15 protein-coding genes are annotated in these 15,274 nt (G+C 71.7%); 11 read left to right on the top strand and 4 right to left on the bottom strand.

Going from position 1 to position 15,274, the window contains the following annotated elements; genetic code table 11:
• From dxs to AB0M70_RS02990, 4 genes are all read left to right on the top strand, one after another.
• Nucleotides 1-1,881: a 1-deoxy-D-xylulose-5-phosphate synthase gene (gene dxs, locus AB0M70_RS03005; RefSeq protein ID WP_365815668.1), complete on the top strand. Its 1,881-nt coding sequence runs from the start codon at nucleotides 1-3 to the stop codon at nucleotides 1,879-1,881.
• Complete coding sequence (locus AB0M70_RS03000) at nucleotides 1,878-3,263, top strand: aspartate aminotransferase family protein (RefSeq protein ID WP_365815666.1); 1,386 nt, start codon at nucleotides 1,878-1,880, stop codon at nucleotides 3,261-3,263. Before dxs ends, AB0M70_RS03000 begins: the two co-directional genes overlap by 4 nt.
• A gap of 169 nt (nucleotides 3,264-3,432) precedes the next feature.
• Entirely contained in the window at nucleotides 3,433-4,074 is a 642-nt protein-coding gene (locus AB0M70_RS02995) for an XRE family transcriptional regulator (protein WP_365815664.1), read from the top strand.
• The gene (locus tag AB0M70_RS02990) at nucleotides 4,071-4,247 is read left to right on the top strand and encodes a DUF6126 family protein (protein ID WP_365815662.1); all 177 of its coding nucleotides are present in this window, start codon (nucleotides 4,071-4,073) and stop codon (nucleotides 4,245-4,247) included. The genes AB0M70_RS02995 and AB0M70_RS02990 overlap by 4 nt, the downstream gene beginning before the upstream one ends.
• Nucleotides 4,248-4,277: 30 nt before the next feature.
• Here the strand turns inward: AB0M70_RS02990 and AB0M70_RS02985 are convergent, their stop codons facing one another.
• Nucleotides 4,278-5,099, bottom strand: a complete 822-nt coding sequence (locus AB0M70_RS02985) for a tyrosine-protein phosphatase (protein ID WP_365815660.1) — start codon at nucleotides 5,097-5,099, stop codon at nucleotides 4,278-4,280.
• A 250-nt stretch (nucleotides 5,100-5,349) separates the two neighbouring features.
• Between AB0M70_RS02985 and AB0M70_RS02980 the strand changes: the two genes are divergently transcribed.
• Nucleotides 5,350-6,168: an SGNH/GDSL hydrolase family protein gene (locus AB0M70_RS02980; protein WP_365815658.1), complete on the top strand. Its 819-nt coding sequence runs from the start codon at nucleotides 5,350-5,352 to the stop codon at nucleotides 6,166-6,168.
• Here the strand turns inward: AB0M70_RS02980 and AB0M70_RS02975 are convergent.
• A complete protein-coding gene (locus tag AB0M70_RS02975) occupies nucleotides 6,152-6,793 on the bottom strand; it encodes a TetR/AcrR family transcriptional regulator (RefSeq protein WP_365815656.1) in 642 nt (213 codons plus the stop codon). The two genes, AB0M70_RS02980 and AB0M70_RS02975, sit on opposite strands and share 17 nt — an antisense overlap.
• Before the next feature lie 10 nt (nucleotides 6,794-6,803).
• Nucleotides 6,804-8,003, bottom strand: coding sequence for a Glu/Leu/Phe/Val dehydrogenase dimerization domain-containing protein (locus tag AB0M70_RS02970; RefSeq protein ID WP_365815654.1), 1,200 nt, complete (start codon nucleotides 8,001-8,003; stop codon nucleotides 6,804-6,806).
• Between the two features lie 165 nt (nucleotides 8,004-8,168).
• On the opposite strand from AB0M70_RS02970, the gene AB0M70_RS02965 reads away from it, so the two are divergent.
• Nucleotides 8,169-9,410, top strand: coding sequence for an MBL fold metallo-hydrolase (locus tag AB0M70_RS02965; RefSeq protein WP_365815652.1), 1,242 nt, complete (start codon nucleotides 8,169-8,171; stop codon nucleotides 9,408-9,410).
• 23 nt (nucleotides 9,411-9,433) lie between these two features.
• Here the strand turns inward: AB0M70_RS02965 and AB0M70_RS02960 are convergent, their stop codons facing one another.
• Nucleotides 9,434-10,987 carry a SpoIIE family protein phosphatase gene (locus tag AB0M70_RS02960; RefSeq protein ID WP_365815650.1) on the bottom strand — a complete coding sequence of 518 codons (1,554 nt, stop codon included), beginning with the start codon at nucleotides 10,985-10,987 and terminating at the stop codon, nucleotides 9,434-9,436.
• Nucleotides 10,988-11,489: 502 nt separating this feature from the next.
• Here AB0M70_RS02960 and AB0M70_RS02955 point away from each other — a divergent pair.
• The 5 genes from AB0M70_RS02955 to AB0M70_RS02935 all read left to right on the top strand — a co-directional run bounded on the left by AB0M70_RS02955 (nucleotide 11,490) and on the right by AB0M70_RS02935 (nucleotide 15,272).
• Nucleotides 11,490-13,256, top strand: a complete 1,767-nt coding sequence (locus AB0M70_RS02955; protein ID WP_365815648.1) for an ATP-binding protein — start codon at nucleotides 11,490-11,492, stop codon at nucleotides 13,254-13,256.
• Between the two features lie 67 nt (nucleotides 13,257-13,323).
• The gene (locus tag AB0M70_RS02950; RefSeq protein WP_363207543.1) at nucleotides 13,324-13,758 is read left to right on the top strand and encodes a roadblock/LC7 domain-containing protein; all 435 of its coding nucleotides are present in this window, start codon (nucleotides 13,324-13,326) and stop codon (nucleotides 13,756-13,758) included.
• A 2-nt stretch (nucleotides 13,759-13,760) separates the two neighbouring features.
• Nucleotides 13,761-14,132, top strand: coding sequence for a DUF742 domain-containing protein (locus AB0M70_RS02945; protein WP_365815645.1), 372 nt, complete (start codon nucleotides 13,761-13,763; stop codon nucleotides 14,130-14,132).
• Nucleotides 14,110-14,706 (top strand): ATP/GTP-binding protein, encoded by a 597-nt coding sequence (locus AB0M70_RS02940; protein WP_363207541.1) that lies wholly within the window; start codon nucleotides 14,110-14,112, stop codon nucleotides 14,704-14,706. The genes AB0M70_RS02945 and AB0M70_RS02940 overlap by 23 nt, the downstream gene beginning before the upstream one ends.
• Nucleotides 14,703-15,272, top strand: coding sequence for a GAF domain-containing protein (locus AB0M70_RS02935; RefSeq protein ID WP_365816276.1), 570 nt, complete (start codon nucleotides 14,703-14,705; stop codon nucleotides 15,270-15,272). The genes AB0M70_RS02940 and AB0M70_RS02935 overlap by 4 nt, the downstream gene beginning before the upstream one ends.
• Nucleotides 15,273-15,274: the final 2 nt, after the last annotated feature.

Genomic DNA, 15,274 nt, shown 5'->3' with positions numbered 1-15,274 from the left:
ATGACCATTCTGGAATCCATCCGGGGGCCGCGTGACCTGAAGGCGCTGACCGAGGACGAGCTCGACGAACTGGCCGAGGAAGTACGGGAGTTCCTGGTGCACGCGGTCGCCAGGACCGGAGGCCACCTCGGCCCCAATCTCGGGGTGGTGGAACTCTCCATCGCCCTCCACCGGGTCTTCGAGTCGCCGCTCGACCGCATCGTGTGGGACACCGGACACCAGAGCTACGTGCACAAACTCCTGACCGGCCGGCAGGACTTCTCCAAACTGCGCGGCAAGGGCGGGCTGTCCGGCTACCCCTCGCGCGCGGAGTCCGAGCACGACATCGTCGAGAACAGCCACGCGTCGACCGCGCTCGGCTGGGCCGACGGCCTGGCCAAGGCGCGCCAGGTCCTGGGGGAGCGGGGCCATGTCGTCGCCGTCATCGGGGACGGCGCGCTGACCGGCGGCATGGCGTGGGAGGCGCTCAACAACATCGCGGCCGCGAAGGACCGGCCGTTGATCATCGTCGTCAACGACAACGAACGTTCGTACGCCCCCACCATCGGCGGCCTCGCCAACCACCTCGCCACGCTGCGCACGACCGACAGCTACGAACAGGTCCTGGCCTGGGGCAAGGACATACTCCAGCGCACCCCCGTCGTCGGGCACACGCTGTACGAGTCGCTGCACGGCGCCAAGAAGGGGTTCAAGGACGCCTTCGCGCCGCAGGGCATGTTCGAGGACCTGGGCCTGAAGTACGTCGGGCCGATCGACGGGCACGACACCGGGGCCGTCGAGTCGGCACTGCGACGTGCGAAACGCTTCCACGGCCCCGTCATAGTCCACTGCCTCACCGAGAAGGGCCGCGGCTACGAACCCGCGCTCGCCGACGAGGCCGACCGCTTCCACACGGTCGGCGTGATGGACCCGCTGACCTGCGAGCCCCTCGCACCCTCGAACGGGCCGTCCTGGACCACGGTGTTCGGCGAAGAGATCGTACGCATCGGTGCCGAGCGGGAGGACGTGGTCGCGATCACCGCGGCCATGCTGGGCCCCGTAGGCCTGACGAAGTTCGCCCAGACCTACCCCGACCGGGTGTGGGACGTCGGTATCGCGGAACAGCACGCCACCGTGTCGGCCGCCGGACTCGCGACGGGCGGCCTGCACCCCGTCGTCGCCGTCTACGCAACCTTCCTCAACCGCGCCTTCGACCAGCTCCTGATGGACGTCGCGCTGCACGAGTGCGGCGTCACCTTCGTCCTGGACCGGGCCGGGGTCACGGGCGTCGACGGGGCCTCGCACAACGGCATGTGGGACATGTCGATCCTCCAGGTCGTGCCGGGCCTGCGGATCGCCGCGCCCCGCGACGCGGACCAACTGCGCGCGCAACTGCGGGAAGCCGTCGCCGTGGACGACGCGCCGACGCTGCTCCGCTTCCCCAAGGAGTCGGTGGGCCCGGCGATTCCCGCCGTCGACCGGATCGGCGGCATGGACGTGCTCAGCCTGGACGCCGATGCCGATGTGCTCCTCGTGGCGGTCGGCGTGATGGCGCCCGTCTGCCTGCAGGCGGCGGAGCTGCTGCGGGAGCGTGGCCTCACCTGCACCGTGGTCGACCCGCGCTGGGTCAAGCCGGTCGACGCCGAGCTGCCCGCGCTGGCCGCACGGCACCGCGTCGTGGGGGTCGTGGAGGACAACAGCCGCGCTTCCGGGGTCGGCGCGGCCATCGCCCTCGCACTGGGCGATGCCGAAGTCGACGTACCCGTAAGGCGGTTCGGCATCCCCGAGCAGTTCCTCGCGCACGCCAAGCGGGCCGAGGTGCTCGCGGACATCGGGCTCACCCCCGTCGAGATCGCGGGGCGGATCAGCGCCACACTGGCAGCCAAGGAGCACGGAGCATGACCAAGGAGTTCGACCTCGGCAGACTGCTCGCCGAGCGGGGCGCCGAGCGCTACGAACTGCACGCGCGGCACCTGAACCATCAGCTGCCGCGCATGCTGCACACCATCGGCTTCGACAAGGTCTACGAACGGGCCGAAGGCGCGTACTTCTGGGACGCGGAAGGCAACGACTACCTCGACATGCTCGCGGGCTTCGGGGTGATGGGCCTGGGCCGCCACCACCCCGTCGTGCGCAAGGCGCTGCACGACGTCCTGGACGCCTCGCTCGCCGACCTGACGCGCTTCGACTGCCAGCCGCTGCCCGGCCTGCTCGCCGAGAAGCTGCTCACCCACAGCCCGCACCTGGACCGGGTCTTCTTCGGCAACAGCGGCACGGAGGCCGTGGAGACCGCGCTGAAGTTCGCGCGGTACGCGACGGGCAGGCCGAGGGTGCTCTACTGCACGCACGCCTTCCACGGCCTGACCACCGGCTCGCTCTCGGTCAACGGCGAGTCGGGCTTCCGGGACGGATTCGCACCCCTGCTGCCCGACACCGCGGTGCCGCTCGGTGACCTGGACGCCCTGCGCGCGGAGCTCGCCAAAGGCGACGTGGCGGGGCTCATCGTCGAGCCCATCCAGGGCAAGGGCGTGCACGCGCCGCCGCCCGGCTATCTGCTCGCCGCCCAGGAGCTGCTGCGCAGGCACAAGGCGCTGCTCATCGCCGACGAGGTGCAGACGGGCCTCGGCAGGACCGGCGACTTCTACGCCTACCAGCACGAGGAAGGCGTCGAGCCGGACCTGGTGTGCGTCGCCAAGGCACTGTCCGGCGGCTATGTGCCGGTGGGCGCGACCCTGGGCAAGGACTGGATCTTCAAGAAGGTCTACTCGTCCATGGACCGGGTGCTCGTGCACTCGGCGAGCTTCGGGTCCAACGCACAGGCCATGGCGGCCGGGCTCGCGGTCCTCGCGGTCATGGAGGACGAGAAGGTCGTCGAGAACGCGCGCGTGACCGGCGAGCTCCTGAAGACGCGGCTGGGCGCGCTCGTCGACCGCTACGAGCTGCTGAGCGAGGTGCGCGGCCGGGGCCTGATGGTCGGCATCGAGTTCGGGCGGCCCACGTCACTGAAGCTGCGCGGCCGCTGGACCATGCTGCAGGCGGCCCGCAAGGGCCTCTTCGCGCAGATGGTCGTCGTGCCGCTGCTGCAGAAGCACCGCATCCTCACCCAGGTCTCCGGCGACCATCTGGAGGTCATCAAGCTGATCCCGCCGCTGACCGTCGGAGAGCGGGAGGTCGACCGGTTCGTGGAGGCCTTCACCGCCGTGATGGACGAGGCGCACAGCGGCGGCGGGCTGATGTGGGACTTCGGCAGGACACTGGTGAAGCAGGCGGTCGCCAACCGCTGAGGCGTCACCGCAGGCGTAGGCGGCTGTCGCGGCAGGCACAGGCGGCTGTCGCGGCAGGCACAGGCGCCTGTCGCGCCAGGCACAGGCGCCTGTCGCGCCAGGCGCAGGGGGCTTTTGCCTCTGGGGCAAGAAAGTTGCCTCGGGGGCAAGAGCCTGGCTCAATCGAGGTATGAGCAATGCCGAGCCCGAACCGCTCGACCCGGAGGCCGCCGATGCGCTGCCCGCCGTCGCCCCGCAACTGCGTGAGCTGCGGCGCCGTGCCGCGCTGACGCTGGAGGCCGCCGCCCGCACCGCCGGGCTCTCGCCCGCCCATCTCTCCCGCCTGGAGACCGGGCGGCGCCAGCCCTCGCTGCCGATGCTGCTCGCACTCGCCCGCACCTACGGTACGACGGTCTCGGAGCTCCTCGGCGAGAAGCCCGCCGACCGGGACGCGATCGTCCGCGCCTCGGACATGGAACCGACGCGGGCCGGCGGCTGGACCTACTGGCAGGCGGGCGCGCAGGCCCGGGGCATGCAGGCGCTGCGGGTGCACGTGCCGCACGGCGCACAGGGCGACATCGTGCGCGTCCACCCCGGCGAGGAGTGGCTCTACGTCCTCCAGGGGCGCCTTCGGCTGCGGCTCGGCGACACCACGTACACGCTCGAACCGGGGGACAGCGCGCACTTCGACTCGCTGACCCCGCACCGGATCGCCGCCGCGGACCACCTCGGCACCGACCTTCTCTTCGTCCACACCCTGCTGCAGAGTCCCGCCACCGCGCTGTGCCTCGGCGGGACCCCGCACAGCCCCACCCTGGGAGACACGCGATGACGGAACCCGAAGCGCGGCAGCCCGAACCGGCCGTTCCCGCCAAGAAGGACATGTCCATGGAGGAGAAGCTTCCCCGCGGGCTCTGGATCCGGCTGATCATCTACGTCGCCGTGGGCCACGTGTTCGCGGCCTTCATCTACCTGCTCTTCACGCTGGGCGCGCAGAACCAGTGACGGCGTGGCCGGTGTTGCCGGTGGGGAGTGTCAGTCCAGGAGGTGCTCGCGCAGCCGCTCGCGGGTCTCGGGAGCCAGCCCGAGGCCCTCGGTGAGGTAGGTCTCCGTGTCGCCCCAGGTCTGCTCGATCGTCTCGAAGGCCGCGGCCAGATACTCGGCGCGGGCCTCGAAGAGCGGGCTGAGCAGCTGCATGACCTCGGGGGACATCGCGTTCGGTGAGCTGTCGCTGCGGCGCACCTTGTAGCGGCGGTGGGTGGCGTTCGACTCCAGGTAGTCCGCCTCGATGGCGTCGCGCTCGACGCCGACGGCAAGGAGCGTGACGGCTATCGAGAGGCCCGCGCGGTCCTTGCCCGCCGCGCAGTGCATCAGCGCGGGCACACTGTCCGCCGCCATCTCGTGCAGCACCCGGCTGTGCTCGGCGGTGCGATCCCTGATGATCTCGCGGTACGTGTCGGAGAGGCGTCCCGCGGCCTGCCCCTCGGAGAGCGCCGCGCGCAGCTGGTCCAGGTCGCCGTCGCGGACCATCGTCCAGAACTCGGCGCCGTGGGCCGGGTCGGTCAGCGGCAGGTTCACGTTGCGTACGCCGGGCAGCTCGACGTCCGGGCCTTCGAGGCGCTGGTCGGCCGCGTTCCGGAAGTCGTAGATCGTGTGCAGGCCCAGGGTGGAGAGGAACGCGGCGTCGGACGCGGTGGCGTGCGCGAGGTGACCGCTGCGGAAGAGCCGGCCGTGGCGCACCCGGCGGCCGTCCACGGTCGGAAGTCCGCCCACGTCACGGAAGTTGCGGACTCCGGTCAGCTCGGGCTCCGCCTGCTCGGTCGTCGTCAGCTCTGTCGGCGGGACCTGCTGCGTCACGGGGGCTCCTCCGGTCCGGGTGCCGGCGCGACTCGCCGGTCGGGGTGGGACTTCGACCATACGACACGGGTGCCTGAAGCAATCACTGCCGGTGCATGAGCGTTGCCTCACAGGTGAACCCCCTCACGGCGGCTCCGCGTTGCCGTCTATTCCTGGCTTGGACGAAACTTGACCGGTGGCTTATCTCACCCCCCGTCAACCCCTCCCTACGGTGGCGTAGGTCACTTGGTGAGGTGAAAGATGTGACGACGTGAGAGCAGAGTCGACAACCTTCATCCCGGACACATTCACCTCCTACGCAGCGGTCGGCGACAGCTTCACCGAAGGTGTGGGGGACCCCGGTCCCGACGGCGCGTTCGTCGGCTGGGCCGACCGCCTCGCGGTGCTGCTCGACGACCGGCTGCCGGAGCACACCTTCCGGTACGCCAACCTCGCCGTGCGGGGCAAGCTGCTCGACCAGGTCGTCGCGGACCAGGTGCCCCTGGCCAAGGAGCTGGGCCCCGACCTGCTGACGTTCTGCGCGGGCGGCAACGACATCATCCGGCCCGGCACCGACCCGGACGAGGTCGCCGAGCGGTTCGAGCGGGCCGTCGCCGACCTCACGTCGTCGGTCGGCACGGTCATGGTGACCACGGGGTTCGACACCCGCGGGGTCCCGGTCCTCAAGCACCTGCGCGGCAAGATCGCCACGTACAACGGCCATGTCCGCGCGATCGCCGACCGCTACGGCTGCCCGGTCCTGGACCTGTGGTCCCTCAAGACCATCCAGGACCGCCGCGCCTGGGACGGCGACCGCCTGCACCTCTCCGCCGAGGGCCACACCCGGGTGGCGCTGCGCGCGGCCCAGGTGCTCGGCCTCGAGGTCCCCGCCGATCCGGACCAGCCGTGGCCGCCGGAGCCGCCGCGCGGCACGCTGGAGGTGCGGCGCGACGACATCAACTGGGCGCGCGAGTACCTGGTCCCGTGGTTCGGGCGGCGGCTGCGCGGGGAGTCGTCGGGGGACCACGTGGAGGCCAAGGGGAGCGTGGACCCGTACACCGTCAGGATGCACATCAAGTCGGCGTCCTGAAGGGGGAGTCGTCCGCGGCGGGCGATGTGGCCGGGGCCGGGCCCAGTTCACGGTCCAGGGCCTCGTCCACCCACGCCAGCATGCGGGCGCGGGACAGCGAGCCCTCGTAGGCCGTCATCTGCACCGCCAGGCCGTCGAGCAGGGCCGTGACGCGCAGGGCCGTGGCCCGGGGGTCCGCGCAGGTGAACTCGCCCGCGGCGACGCCCTCCCCGATGACCTCCGCGAGGGCGGCCTTCCACTGCTGGTCCAGGTCGCGCGTCACCGTGCGCAGGGTGGGCTCGCGCAGCGCGGCGGACCAGCCCTCGATCCACAGGCGCCAGCCCTTGGCCTGACCGGTGGGGGCGTACCAGCGGATGGCGGCGCGCAGGCGGCGCAGGGCCGTGGTGCGGCGCCCCAGGAGGGCACGCAGGTGCGCCAGATCGCCCTCCGCGGCGTGCGCGAAAGCCGCTGCCACCAGCTTCTCCTTCGTGGAGAAGTGGTACAGGACCAGCGCGTTGCTCACCCCGAGCGCCGCGGCCACGTCCGCGATGCGTACGGCCGCCACACCGCGCACCTCGATCTGTTCGACGGTCGCGGCAAGGAGTTCCGCCCGCCGTTCCGCCACGCTCAACCGCACTCTCGCCACGCCGGGCAGCCTACCCACGGCCCTCGGCGTCCGCGTACCAGCCGAAGCGCTCCCCGATCACCGGCAGCCGGTCGGCGACCAGCGCGTGGGCGGCCGCGCGTGGCGTCGTGCCGTCCGCTTCGGCGCGCCGCAGCAGCAGGTCGACCAGGGCCCGCATCGAGCGGCGCGTGTACGCGAAGGCCTCGTCCGCGTCGGGGCCGATGTCACCGAAGAGCGTCCACCACCACCAGGCGTTGGTACCGGAGTTGACGACGACATCGGGCAGGACGGTGATGCCCCGCTGTGCGAGGAGCTGCTCCGCCTCGGGCAGCACCGGCATGTTGGCCGCCTCGGCTATCCAACGGGCCTTGATTCGCGCCTGGTTGGTCGAGTCGATGGCGTACGACACCGCCGCGGGGACCAGGATCTCCGCCTCCGTGGAAAGCCAGGCATCGCCCGGGAGCTCGCGGTCCCCGGGCCGCAGGGCGGAGCGGTCCACCGTGCCGTGCGCGTCCCGGGCGGCGAGCAGTGCCTCCACGTCGAGACCCGCCGGGTTGGCGATCGTGCCCTTGATGTCGGCGACGGCCACGACTCTCAGGCCCGCGCGGGTGAGGAACCGCGCGGTCGCGCCGCCCATGGTGCCCAGGCCCTGTACGGCCACGCGCGCGCCCGCGTGCGCGTGGCCCGCACGGTCGAGGGCCGCGAGGACCGCTTGGGCGACGCCGTGGCCGCCGACCAGCTCGGCGAGGCCGATCCCGTCGACCCGCACGGCGAACGCGTCCGCCAGGCGCTTGCGGGCCGCCGCCTCGTCGTCCAGGAGCGGGTGGACGGCCTGGACGCACGAGATCAGGCCTGCTTCCGCCGCCGCCGCGTCGACCAGGTCCTGGGTCAGCCCCAGGTCCTCGCCCGTCGTCCAGGAGCTCTCGACGTACGGGCGCATCGCCCGCAGATAGCGGACCAGGACGTCGTACGCCTCCGGGGCGCGCGGATCGCAGTCGATGCCGCCCTTGGCGCCGCCGAGCGGGATGTAGCGGGCGCTGGGGTCGTAGTGCAGGGCCTCCTTCATCGTCATCCCGCGGGCCAGGCCGGCGACCTCGTCGAGGGTGCAGCCGGGGCGCATCCGCAGGCCGCCGCTGCAGACGCCGCGGACGAGACGGTCGATGACCAGGTAACCCCGGTGGCCGGTGAGGTGGTCGGTCCAGGTGAGGGAGAGGAGGGGTGCTGGGGGCATGGGGGGACTCCTACTGAATGAGGGATCAGTAGGAGTACATCACGCGCGTGCGCGCGCGTGCCCGGTGCGGGGCCCTCCGCCTGGCCGGTGCGGACCCCTCCGGGCGGCCGCTGTCGGAGGCGGTGCACATAATGGAGATCTGACCTACCCCTTCCAGGAGGTGCTGTGTCCCGTTCGCTGAGCTCTGGGCTCCGCTCGCTCAGGACCGCCGCCTTCGGCGCGGATCCGGCCGGTGAGCGGCTCGCGAGGATCCACAGATCGCCGAACTTCGCCGACGGGTCCTTCCAGAACCCCGAGGGGGCGCGGACCCGGCCCACCGGTTCGACGCTGGAGTTCGCGAAGATCTACTTCCGCAAGGAGGAGCGGATCCGGCGCGGGCCCATGGGCACCGTTCCCGTGCATGCCACCACCCTCGCCGATCTCGCCGTGCCCCCGGCCGGCGGATTGCGCATCACCTGGATGGGGCACTCCAGTGTGCTCGCCGAGATCGACGGGCAGCGGGTGCTGTTCGACCCCGTCTGGGGAGAGCGGTGCTCTCCCTTCTCCTGGGTCGGACCCAAGCGGCTGCACCCCGTGCCGGTGCCGCTCGCGGCGCTCGGCCCTGTGGACGTCGTGGTGATCTCGCACGATCACTACGACCACCTGGACATGCCCACCATCCAGGCCCTGGTCGGCACGGACACCGTGTTCGCGGTGCCGCTGGGCGTCGGCGCCCACCTGGAGCGCTGGGGCGTCCCGGCCGACCGGCTGCGCGAGCTGGACTGGAACGAGGCCACGAAGGTGGGCGGCCTGACCCTGACGGCGACGCCCGCGCGCCACTTCTGCGGCCGCGGCGTGCGCAACCCGCAGCACACGCTCTGGGCGTCCTGGGCCGTCGCCGGACCCGAGCACAGCGTGTACCACAGCGGTGACACCGGTTATTTCGGCGGATTCCGGGAGATCGGCGCGGAACACGGCCCGTTCGACGTCACGATGATCCAGATCGGGGCGTACAGCGAGTTCTGGCCCGACATCCACATGACCCCCGAGGAGGGAGTGCGCGCGCACCTGGACCTCCAGGGCGGGCGCCCCGACGGCGTGATGCTGCCGATCCACTGGGGCACGTTCAATCTCGCGCCGCACCCGTGGTCCGCGCCGGGCGAGGGCACGCTCGCCGAGGCGGCCCGCGTGGGCGCGAGGATCGCGCTTCCCGTACCGGGCGAGCCGTTCGAGCCCGCGTCGGACGCGATCCCGTCCCAGCCGTGGTGGCGCGGCGTCGCGATCGAGCCGGAGACCGGGTGGGCCCACCCGGAGGGCGACACCGCGAGCACCGGGACAGCGACGGAACCCACCGAGCACGCGACAGCGGCCGACCGCCCCGAGCGCACGGAAGGCACCGGGGAGCCGGAGGCGGCGCGGGTCGGTTGACGGGTGCTTGCTCCGCGGCCGCGTCAGCCGGGCGTGGGGGTTAGGGTTGCCTGAGGGGAGCTCTTGACCGCCGGGGCGACCAGCATGGTGAACCAGACCGTCTTGCCGGTGGTGGTGGGGCGGGTGCCCCAGGCGTCGGCGAGGGCCTCAACCAGGAGCAGCCCGCGGCCGTCCTCCTCGGTGCTCTCCGCGAGCCGGGCCCGCGGCCGGGGCGTGGTGTGGTCGGTGATCTCCACGCCCAGCTCGCGGACGCTGTGCCACACCCGCAGGTTGAAGGGCCCGCGTGCGTGGCGGAACGCGTTGGTCAGGAGTTCGGAGGCCAGCAGGAGAGCCGTGTCGGTCTGCGCCGTCAGCCCCCATTCCGCCAGCTTCGCCCGCAGGAAGTGCCGCCCGGCCGGGATCGAGACCGCCTCGCACTCAAGGCCCGTCTCGGCGGTGTCCAGGGGCGCCGTGGGAAAGCTGACGAGGAGCAGGGTCACGTCGTCGGCGTACGTCTCGGTGTCCGGCAGCAGCGCGTGCAGGACGCTGTCGGCGGCGCTCTCCAGGCCGCCGGCCGTGGCGAAGACGTCCTCCAGCATGTTGGTGACCAGCTTCAGACGGAGATCGATGTCGCTGCTCGCCGTCTCCACCAGACCGTCGGTGTAGAGGGTCAGGGTCGTGCCGGCCCGCAGCGGCAGACGTACCTGCTGGTGCGGCACCCCGCCCACCCCGAGAGGAACTCCGGTCGGCACCGGCAACTCGCGCACGGTCGCGTCCGGCTCGATGAGGAGCACCGGCAGATGACCGGCCGAACACACGGTCACCTCGCCCTGGGCGGGGTCGGCCTCCAGATAGACGCAGGTGACGAACGGCTCGGGCAGATCACGCGTGAACGCGTCCAGCGTCTGCATCAGTTCGCACGGCGGCAGCCCCGCCAGGGCAAGTGCGCGGGCCGCGGAGCGCAACTGCCCCATGACCACGGCCGCGTCCAGGCCGCGCCCCATCACGTCGCCGACGAAGACACCGACCCGGCCGGCGCCCAGGTCGATGAGGTCGAACCAGTCCCCGCCGACCCCCTGCCCCTGCGTCGACGGCAGATACCGGCTGGCCGCGAGCGCCCCGGGAATCTGCTTGGCGTTGCCCATGAGGTTGAGGGCCAGCGCGACCTGACGCTGCTGCGCGTGCAACTCGGTGAGCTCCGCGTCGGCTCTCTTGCGGGCGGTGATGTCGCGCATGAGGGAGCAGGCGGCCGTGATGGTCCCGTCGTGGGCGCGGATCGGCCACAGGGTCACGTCGATGTCCAGGACGCGGCCGCCGCTGGCGGTCCGGCGGGTCTCGTAGTGCTCGATCCGTACGCCCCGGGCGATCTGCGCGAGCAGTCCGGCTTCCTCGTCCTTGAGGTCCGGGGGCACGATCATGCCGACATGGCTGCCGACGGCCTCCTCGGGCGCGTATCCGTACAGCCGTTGCGCCGCCGCGTTCCAGAAGATGATCTGCCCGTCCAGGGTCTTCATCAGGATCGCGTCCTGTGAGGATTCGACCAGCTCCCGGAAGAACCCCGGCTGGTTCCCGGTGTCCTGCAGCCTTTCCACCGACATCGCTGATGCCTCGCTTCACCTGACGCGTCCGCACCCGGGTGGAGCACGTCCCCTCCCGCGCTGTGCGGGTCCACGTCGCCCGTCACGCTCGTGTTGACGGATATTGCAGTACGGCGCCGACGGCTCTCAGGGTTCTACCGGTATTTCACCGATACGGATGCGCTGTTGTCCTTTCTCTGCGAAGTCCGGGTGGCTCGGGTGTCACATTGGGACGTTCGTGACGGGTCGGCCTCGCGCCGGATCGCTCTCGCCCGCGGACGTCGAACACTTCTCCGGCGGTTAATCGGACGGCCGTGCGACGTGTCATACCAGAGCGGGACGCGGGGTGCCGGACTTTGTCAACTGCCCCCCGCACATGAAGCGTTGGTGACTACCGTGAGTGTCCGCCGGTCGACGCAGGGATCATGGCAGCGATCTTGCCTGTGCCCTCCCGACCGGTACGGCGATGCCGCGAACCCACACCTCGTGCCCGCCGGAGCCCGCTCCCCGACCGAGGACGCTGATGTCTCACCTCCGTGCACCGGCCGCCCGCGCAGACCGCCGAGAGGGCGGCCGGCACGGCAGGCCCGGGAGCCGACCCGGCACGGCGCTGCCCGAGGCCCGGATACGGCCGCAGCTCCTGCGCATCGCCGTACTGCCCGCCGTCGCGGTGGTGCTCTGCGCCGCTGCCGCCGTGCTGTTCATCGTCCGCTCGTCCCCCGGACCGCTCGAACCCGCGCTGCTCGTCATCCTCGCCGCCGCCGGTGCCATCAGCCTGGCCAGCGTCGTGATCGCCGCCGTCGCCGCCGACCGCACCGCCACCTCCGTACGCGACCGCGTCGGCACCCTGCGCCGCACCACCGCGCGCGGACAGGCCGAGCTGCGTGAAGTCGTCGAGAAGCTGCGCCGCGGCGACGGCCCGCCCCCGCGCAAGGCTCCCGCCGCGCCCGCCCCGGAGGGCGACGAGTTCGGGCTGCTCGCCGCCGAGCTGTCCCGGGCCCAGGACGTCGCCGTCACCGCCGTCGTGCAGGCATCCCAGCTCTCCAGCCACGCGGGCAGCGAACAGAAGGTCGAGGTCTTCGTCAATCTCGCCCGGCGGCTGCAGTCCCTCGTGCACCGCGAGATCTCGATCCTCGACGAACTGGAGAACGAGGTCGAGGACCCGGAGCTGCTCAAGGGCCTCTTCCACGTCGACCACCTGGCCACCCGCATCCGCCGGCACGCCGAGAACCTCGCCGTGCTCGGCGGCGCCATCTCGCGCCGCCAGTGGAGCAACCCGGTCTCCATGACGGAGGTGCTCCGCTCGGCCATCGCGGAGGTCGAGCAGTACTCGCGGGTCAAGCTGGTGCCGCCGATCGCGGGCACCCTGCGCGGCCACGCCGTCGCCGACGTCATCCACCTCCTGGCCGAACTCGTCGAGAACGCCACGGTGTTCTCCGCCCCGCACACCCAGGTCCTGCTGCGCGCCAACCTGGTGACGGCCGGGCTCGCCGTCGAGGTCGAGGACCGCGGCCTCGGCATGCCGCTGACCGAGCAGAACAAGATGAACCACCTGCTCACCGACCCGGACCAGGTCAACGTCGCGAGCCTTCTCCAGGACGGGCGGATCGGCCTCTACGTGGTCTCCGCGCTCGCCCGGCGCCACGGCATCGCGGTCCGCCTCCAGACCAACATCTACGGAGGCGTGCAGGCCGTACTGATCCTTCCGCAGGGCCTCCTCGGCACCGAGCCGCAGGACGAGCCCGCCGCAGGACGTCCGCAGCCGGCGCCGGAAGCCGCGCCCCCGCCTGCCCCCGCCGCCGCGCAGGCGCCCGTCACCGCCCCCCGGCCGGAGCCGGTGGCCGTGCCCCTGCAGCCGCAGCGCGACGTGCCGCAGAACCCGCCGCCGACCGCTCCCGGCACGCACGGCTCCGGGCCCGCCCCGCTGCCCGTGCGGGGCAGGGAGGGCCGGCCGACGCCGGCCGACGCCGTGCCGGGGATCAGGCCCGAGGACCGGCAGGCCGCCGCCGAGCACACCGGGACACTGCCGACCCCGCTCAACGGCACCGCCGTACACGGCCGGGTGGCAAGGCCCCAACTGCCCAAGCGGCGCGCCCAGGAACACATCGCGCCCCAACTGCGGGACGCGCCCACGCCCCGCCCCGAGAGCGAACACCACATCGGCCACGACCCGGGCCTGATGGCCGCCTTCCAGCGCGGCATCGGACTCGCCGCCGCCCAGGAGATGCGCGACCCGGCGCCCGGACCCGACCTCAGCACCCCCCGCGACGGGGGCGACCAGGGTGGCTGAACCGCACCACCCCACCAGCACCCTGTCTGCCCCGGCAGACCTTCGTACCCCAAGGAGTCGATCCACCATGGCGAGCGATGCGCCGACCGGGCAGGTATCCGACCTCGACTGGCTGATGAGCGGGCTCGTGCAGCGCGTGCCGCACACCCACAGCGCGGTCCTGCTCTCCTCCGACGGACTCGTGAAGTCGGTCCACGGCCTCGACCCGGACAGCGCCGACCACATGGCGGCCCTCGCCTCCGGGCTCTACTCACTGGGGCGCAGCGCGGGCATCCGGTTCGGGGACGGGGGCGACGTGCGCCAGGTCGTCGTGGAACTCGACTCCACCCTCCTGTTCGTCTCCACGGCGGGCTCCGGCACCTGTCTCGCGGTGCTCGCGGGACGCGACGCGGACGCGGCGGTCCTCGGCTACGAGATGGCGATGCTGGTCAAGAGCGTGCGCCCCTACCTCCTCACCGCGCCCCGGCAACCTGTCGGCGAACCCGCCCCGATGAGGCATTGAGCGTGGCGGCCCCGCACGACGGGCCCTGGCTCGACGAATCCGCCGGACGGCTCGTCCGGCCCTACACGGTCAGCGGCGGGCGGACCCGGCCGACCGCCCAACTGGACCTCCTGACCCAGGTGCTGGCCACCGGAGGTCTGGTCACCGGCTACCTGGGGCCCGAACACACCCAGGCACTCGGGCTCTGCACGGCCCCCACATCGGTCGCGGAGATCGCGGCGCAGCTGAAGCTGCCCGCGGTCGTCACCAAGGTGCTGCTCTCCGATCTCGTCGACTGCGGGGCGCTCACCCTGAGAGCCCCGGACTTCTACCACAACCCCACCGACCGGTCCCTGTTGGAGGCAGTGCTCGATGGACTACGACGACAGCTCTGACCCCTTCCCCACCGCGCTGAAGATCCTGGTCGCGGGAGGTTTCGGGGTCGGCAAGACGACCTTCACGGGCGCGGTGAGCGAGATCGCGCCGCTCAGCACGGAGGAGCTCCTCACCACGGTCAGTGAAGGCACCGACGATCTGTCGGGCGTCGAGAACAAGACCACGACGACCGTGGCCATGGACTTCGGCCGCATCACCCTCGACCCGGAGCACGTGCTCTACCTCTTCGGGACGCCCGGCCAGGAACGCTTCTGGTTCATGTGGGACGAACTCTCCGAGGGCGCGCTCGGCGCGGTGGTCCTCGCCGACACCCGCCGCCTCGAGGACTGCTTCGCGGCGGTGGACTTCTTCGAGCAGCGCGGCATGGGCTTCATCGTCGCGATCAACGAATTCGACGGAGCCCACCGCTACGAACCCGAAGAGGTACGTTCCGCCATCGACCTGGACCCGCAGGTGCCCGTCGTGCGGTGCGACGCGCGGATCTCCAGCTCGGGCATCGCGACCCTCCTCACCCTCGTCAAACACCTCCTCGCCCACGCCCCGGCCGCACCGAGCTACGGAGCCCACACCTGATGTACGACTCGACCGCGCCCCTGCTGCTCACTCCCGTCGACAAGGAGGCGCCGAGCCGGGTGCGGCGGCTGCGCAGACTCGGCATAGGCCTGCGTCCGGAGCTCGCCTTCGACGCCTTCGCCGACCGGCTCGCCGAGATCACGGGCGCGCCGTACTCCATGGTCAACTTCATCGACGAGAACCGGCAGTTCTTCGCGGGCCTGCACACCCCCGACGCCCTGGGGGGCGGCTCCGAGCTGACCTCCGCGGCGGCCGGGGACACGGCGTACCGCTATATGGCGCGCGATCACGGGTACTGCCCGCATGTGATCGTGCGGCGCAAGGCCCTCGTCCTTGAGGACGTCTGCGACTATCCGCGGTTCGCGGGCAACCCGGTGGTCGACGAGATCGGCATCCGCTCCTATCTGGGTGCCCCGCTCATCGACCGCACGGGCATCGCGCTCGGCACCATCTGCGTCGTGGACGTCGAACCCCGCCCCTGGGGGAGGGCGGGACTGGAGACGATCAAGGCCATGGCGGCCGAGCTGATCGAGCAGATCCACCGCCGGGAGGACGGCGGGATCTGACG

It is taken from the genome of Streptomyces sp. NPDC051214 (assembly GCF_040682375.1).
Classification (GTDB): Bacteria; Actinomycetota; Actinomycetes; order Streptomycetales; family Streptomycetaceae; genus Streptomyces.
This window is presented reverse-complemented; position numbering and strand designations above follow the sequence as displayed.

Excerpts from the sequence above, each read along its gene's own strand:
- AB0M70_RS02960 (WP_365815650.1), bottom strand. The coding sequence starts at position 10,987 with ATGTCGGTGGAAAGGCTGCAGGACACCGGGAACCAGCCGGGGTTCTTC.
- AB0M70_RS02995 (WP_365815664.1), top strand. The coding sequence starts at position 3,433 with ATGAGCAATGCCGAGCCCGAACCGCTCGACCCGGAGGCCGCCGATGCG.
- AB0M70_RS02950 (WP_363207543.1), top strand. The coding sequence starts at position 13,324 with ATGGCGAGCGATGCGCCGACCGGGCAGGTATCCGACCTCGACTGGCTG.
- dxs (WP_365815668.1), top strand. The coding sequence starts at position 1 with ATGACCATTCTGGAATCCATCCGGGGGCCGCGTGACCTGAAGGCGCTG.
- AB0M70_RS02990 (WP_365815662.1), top strand. The coding sequence starts at position 4,071 with ATGACGGAACCCGAAGCGCGGCAGCCCGAACCGGCCGTTCCCGCCAAG.
- AB0M70_RS02970 (WP_365815654.1), bottom strand. The coding sequence starts at position 8,003 with ATGCCCCCAGCACCCCTCCTCTCCCTCACCTGGACCGACCACCTCACC.
- AB0M70_RS03000 (WP_365815666.1), top strand. The coding sequence starts at position 1,878 with ATGACCAAGGAGTTCGACCTCGGCAGACTGCTCGCCGAGCGGGGCGCC.
- AB0M70_RS02955 (WP_365815648.1), top strand. The coding sequence starts at position 11,490 with ATGTCTCACCTCCGTGCACCGGCCGCCCGCGCAGACCGCCGAGAGGGC.
- AB0M70_RS02940 (WP_363207541.1), top strand. The coding sequence starts at position 14,110 with ATGGACTACGACGACAGCTCTGACCCCTTCCCCACCGCGCTGAAGATC.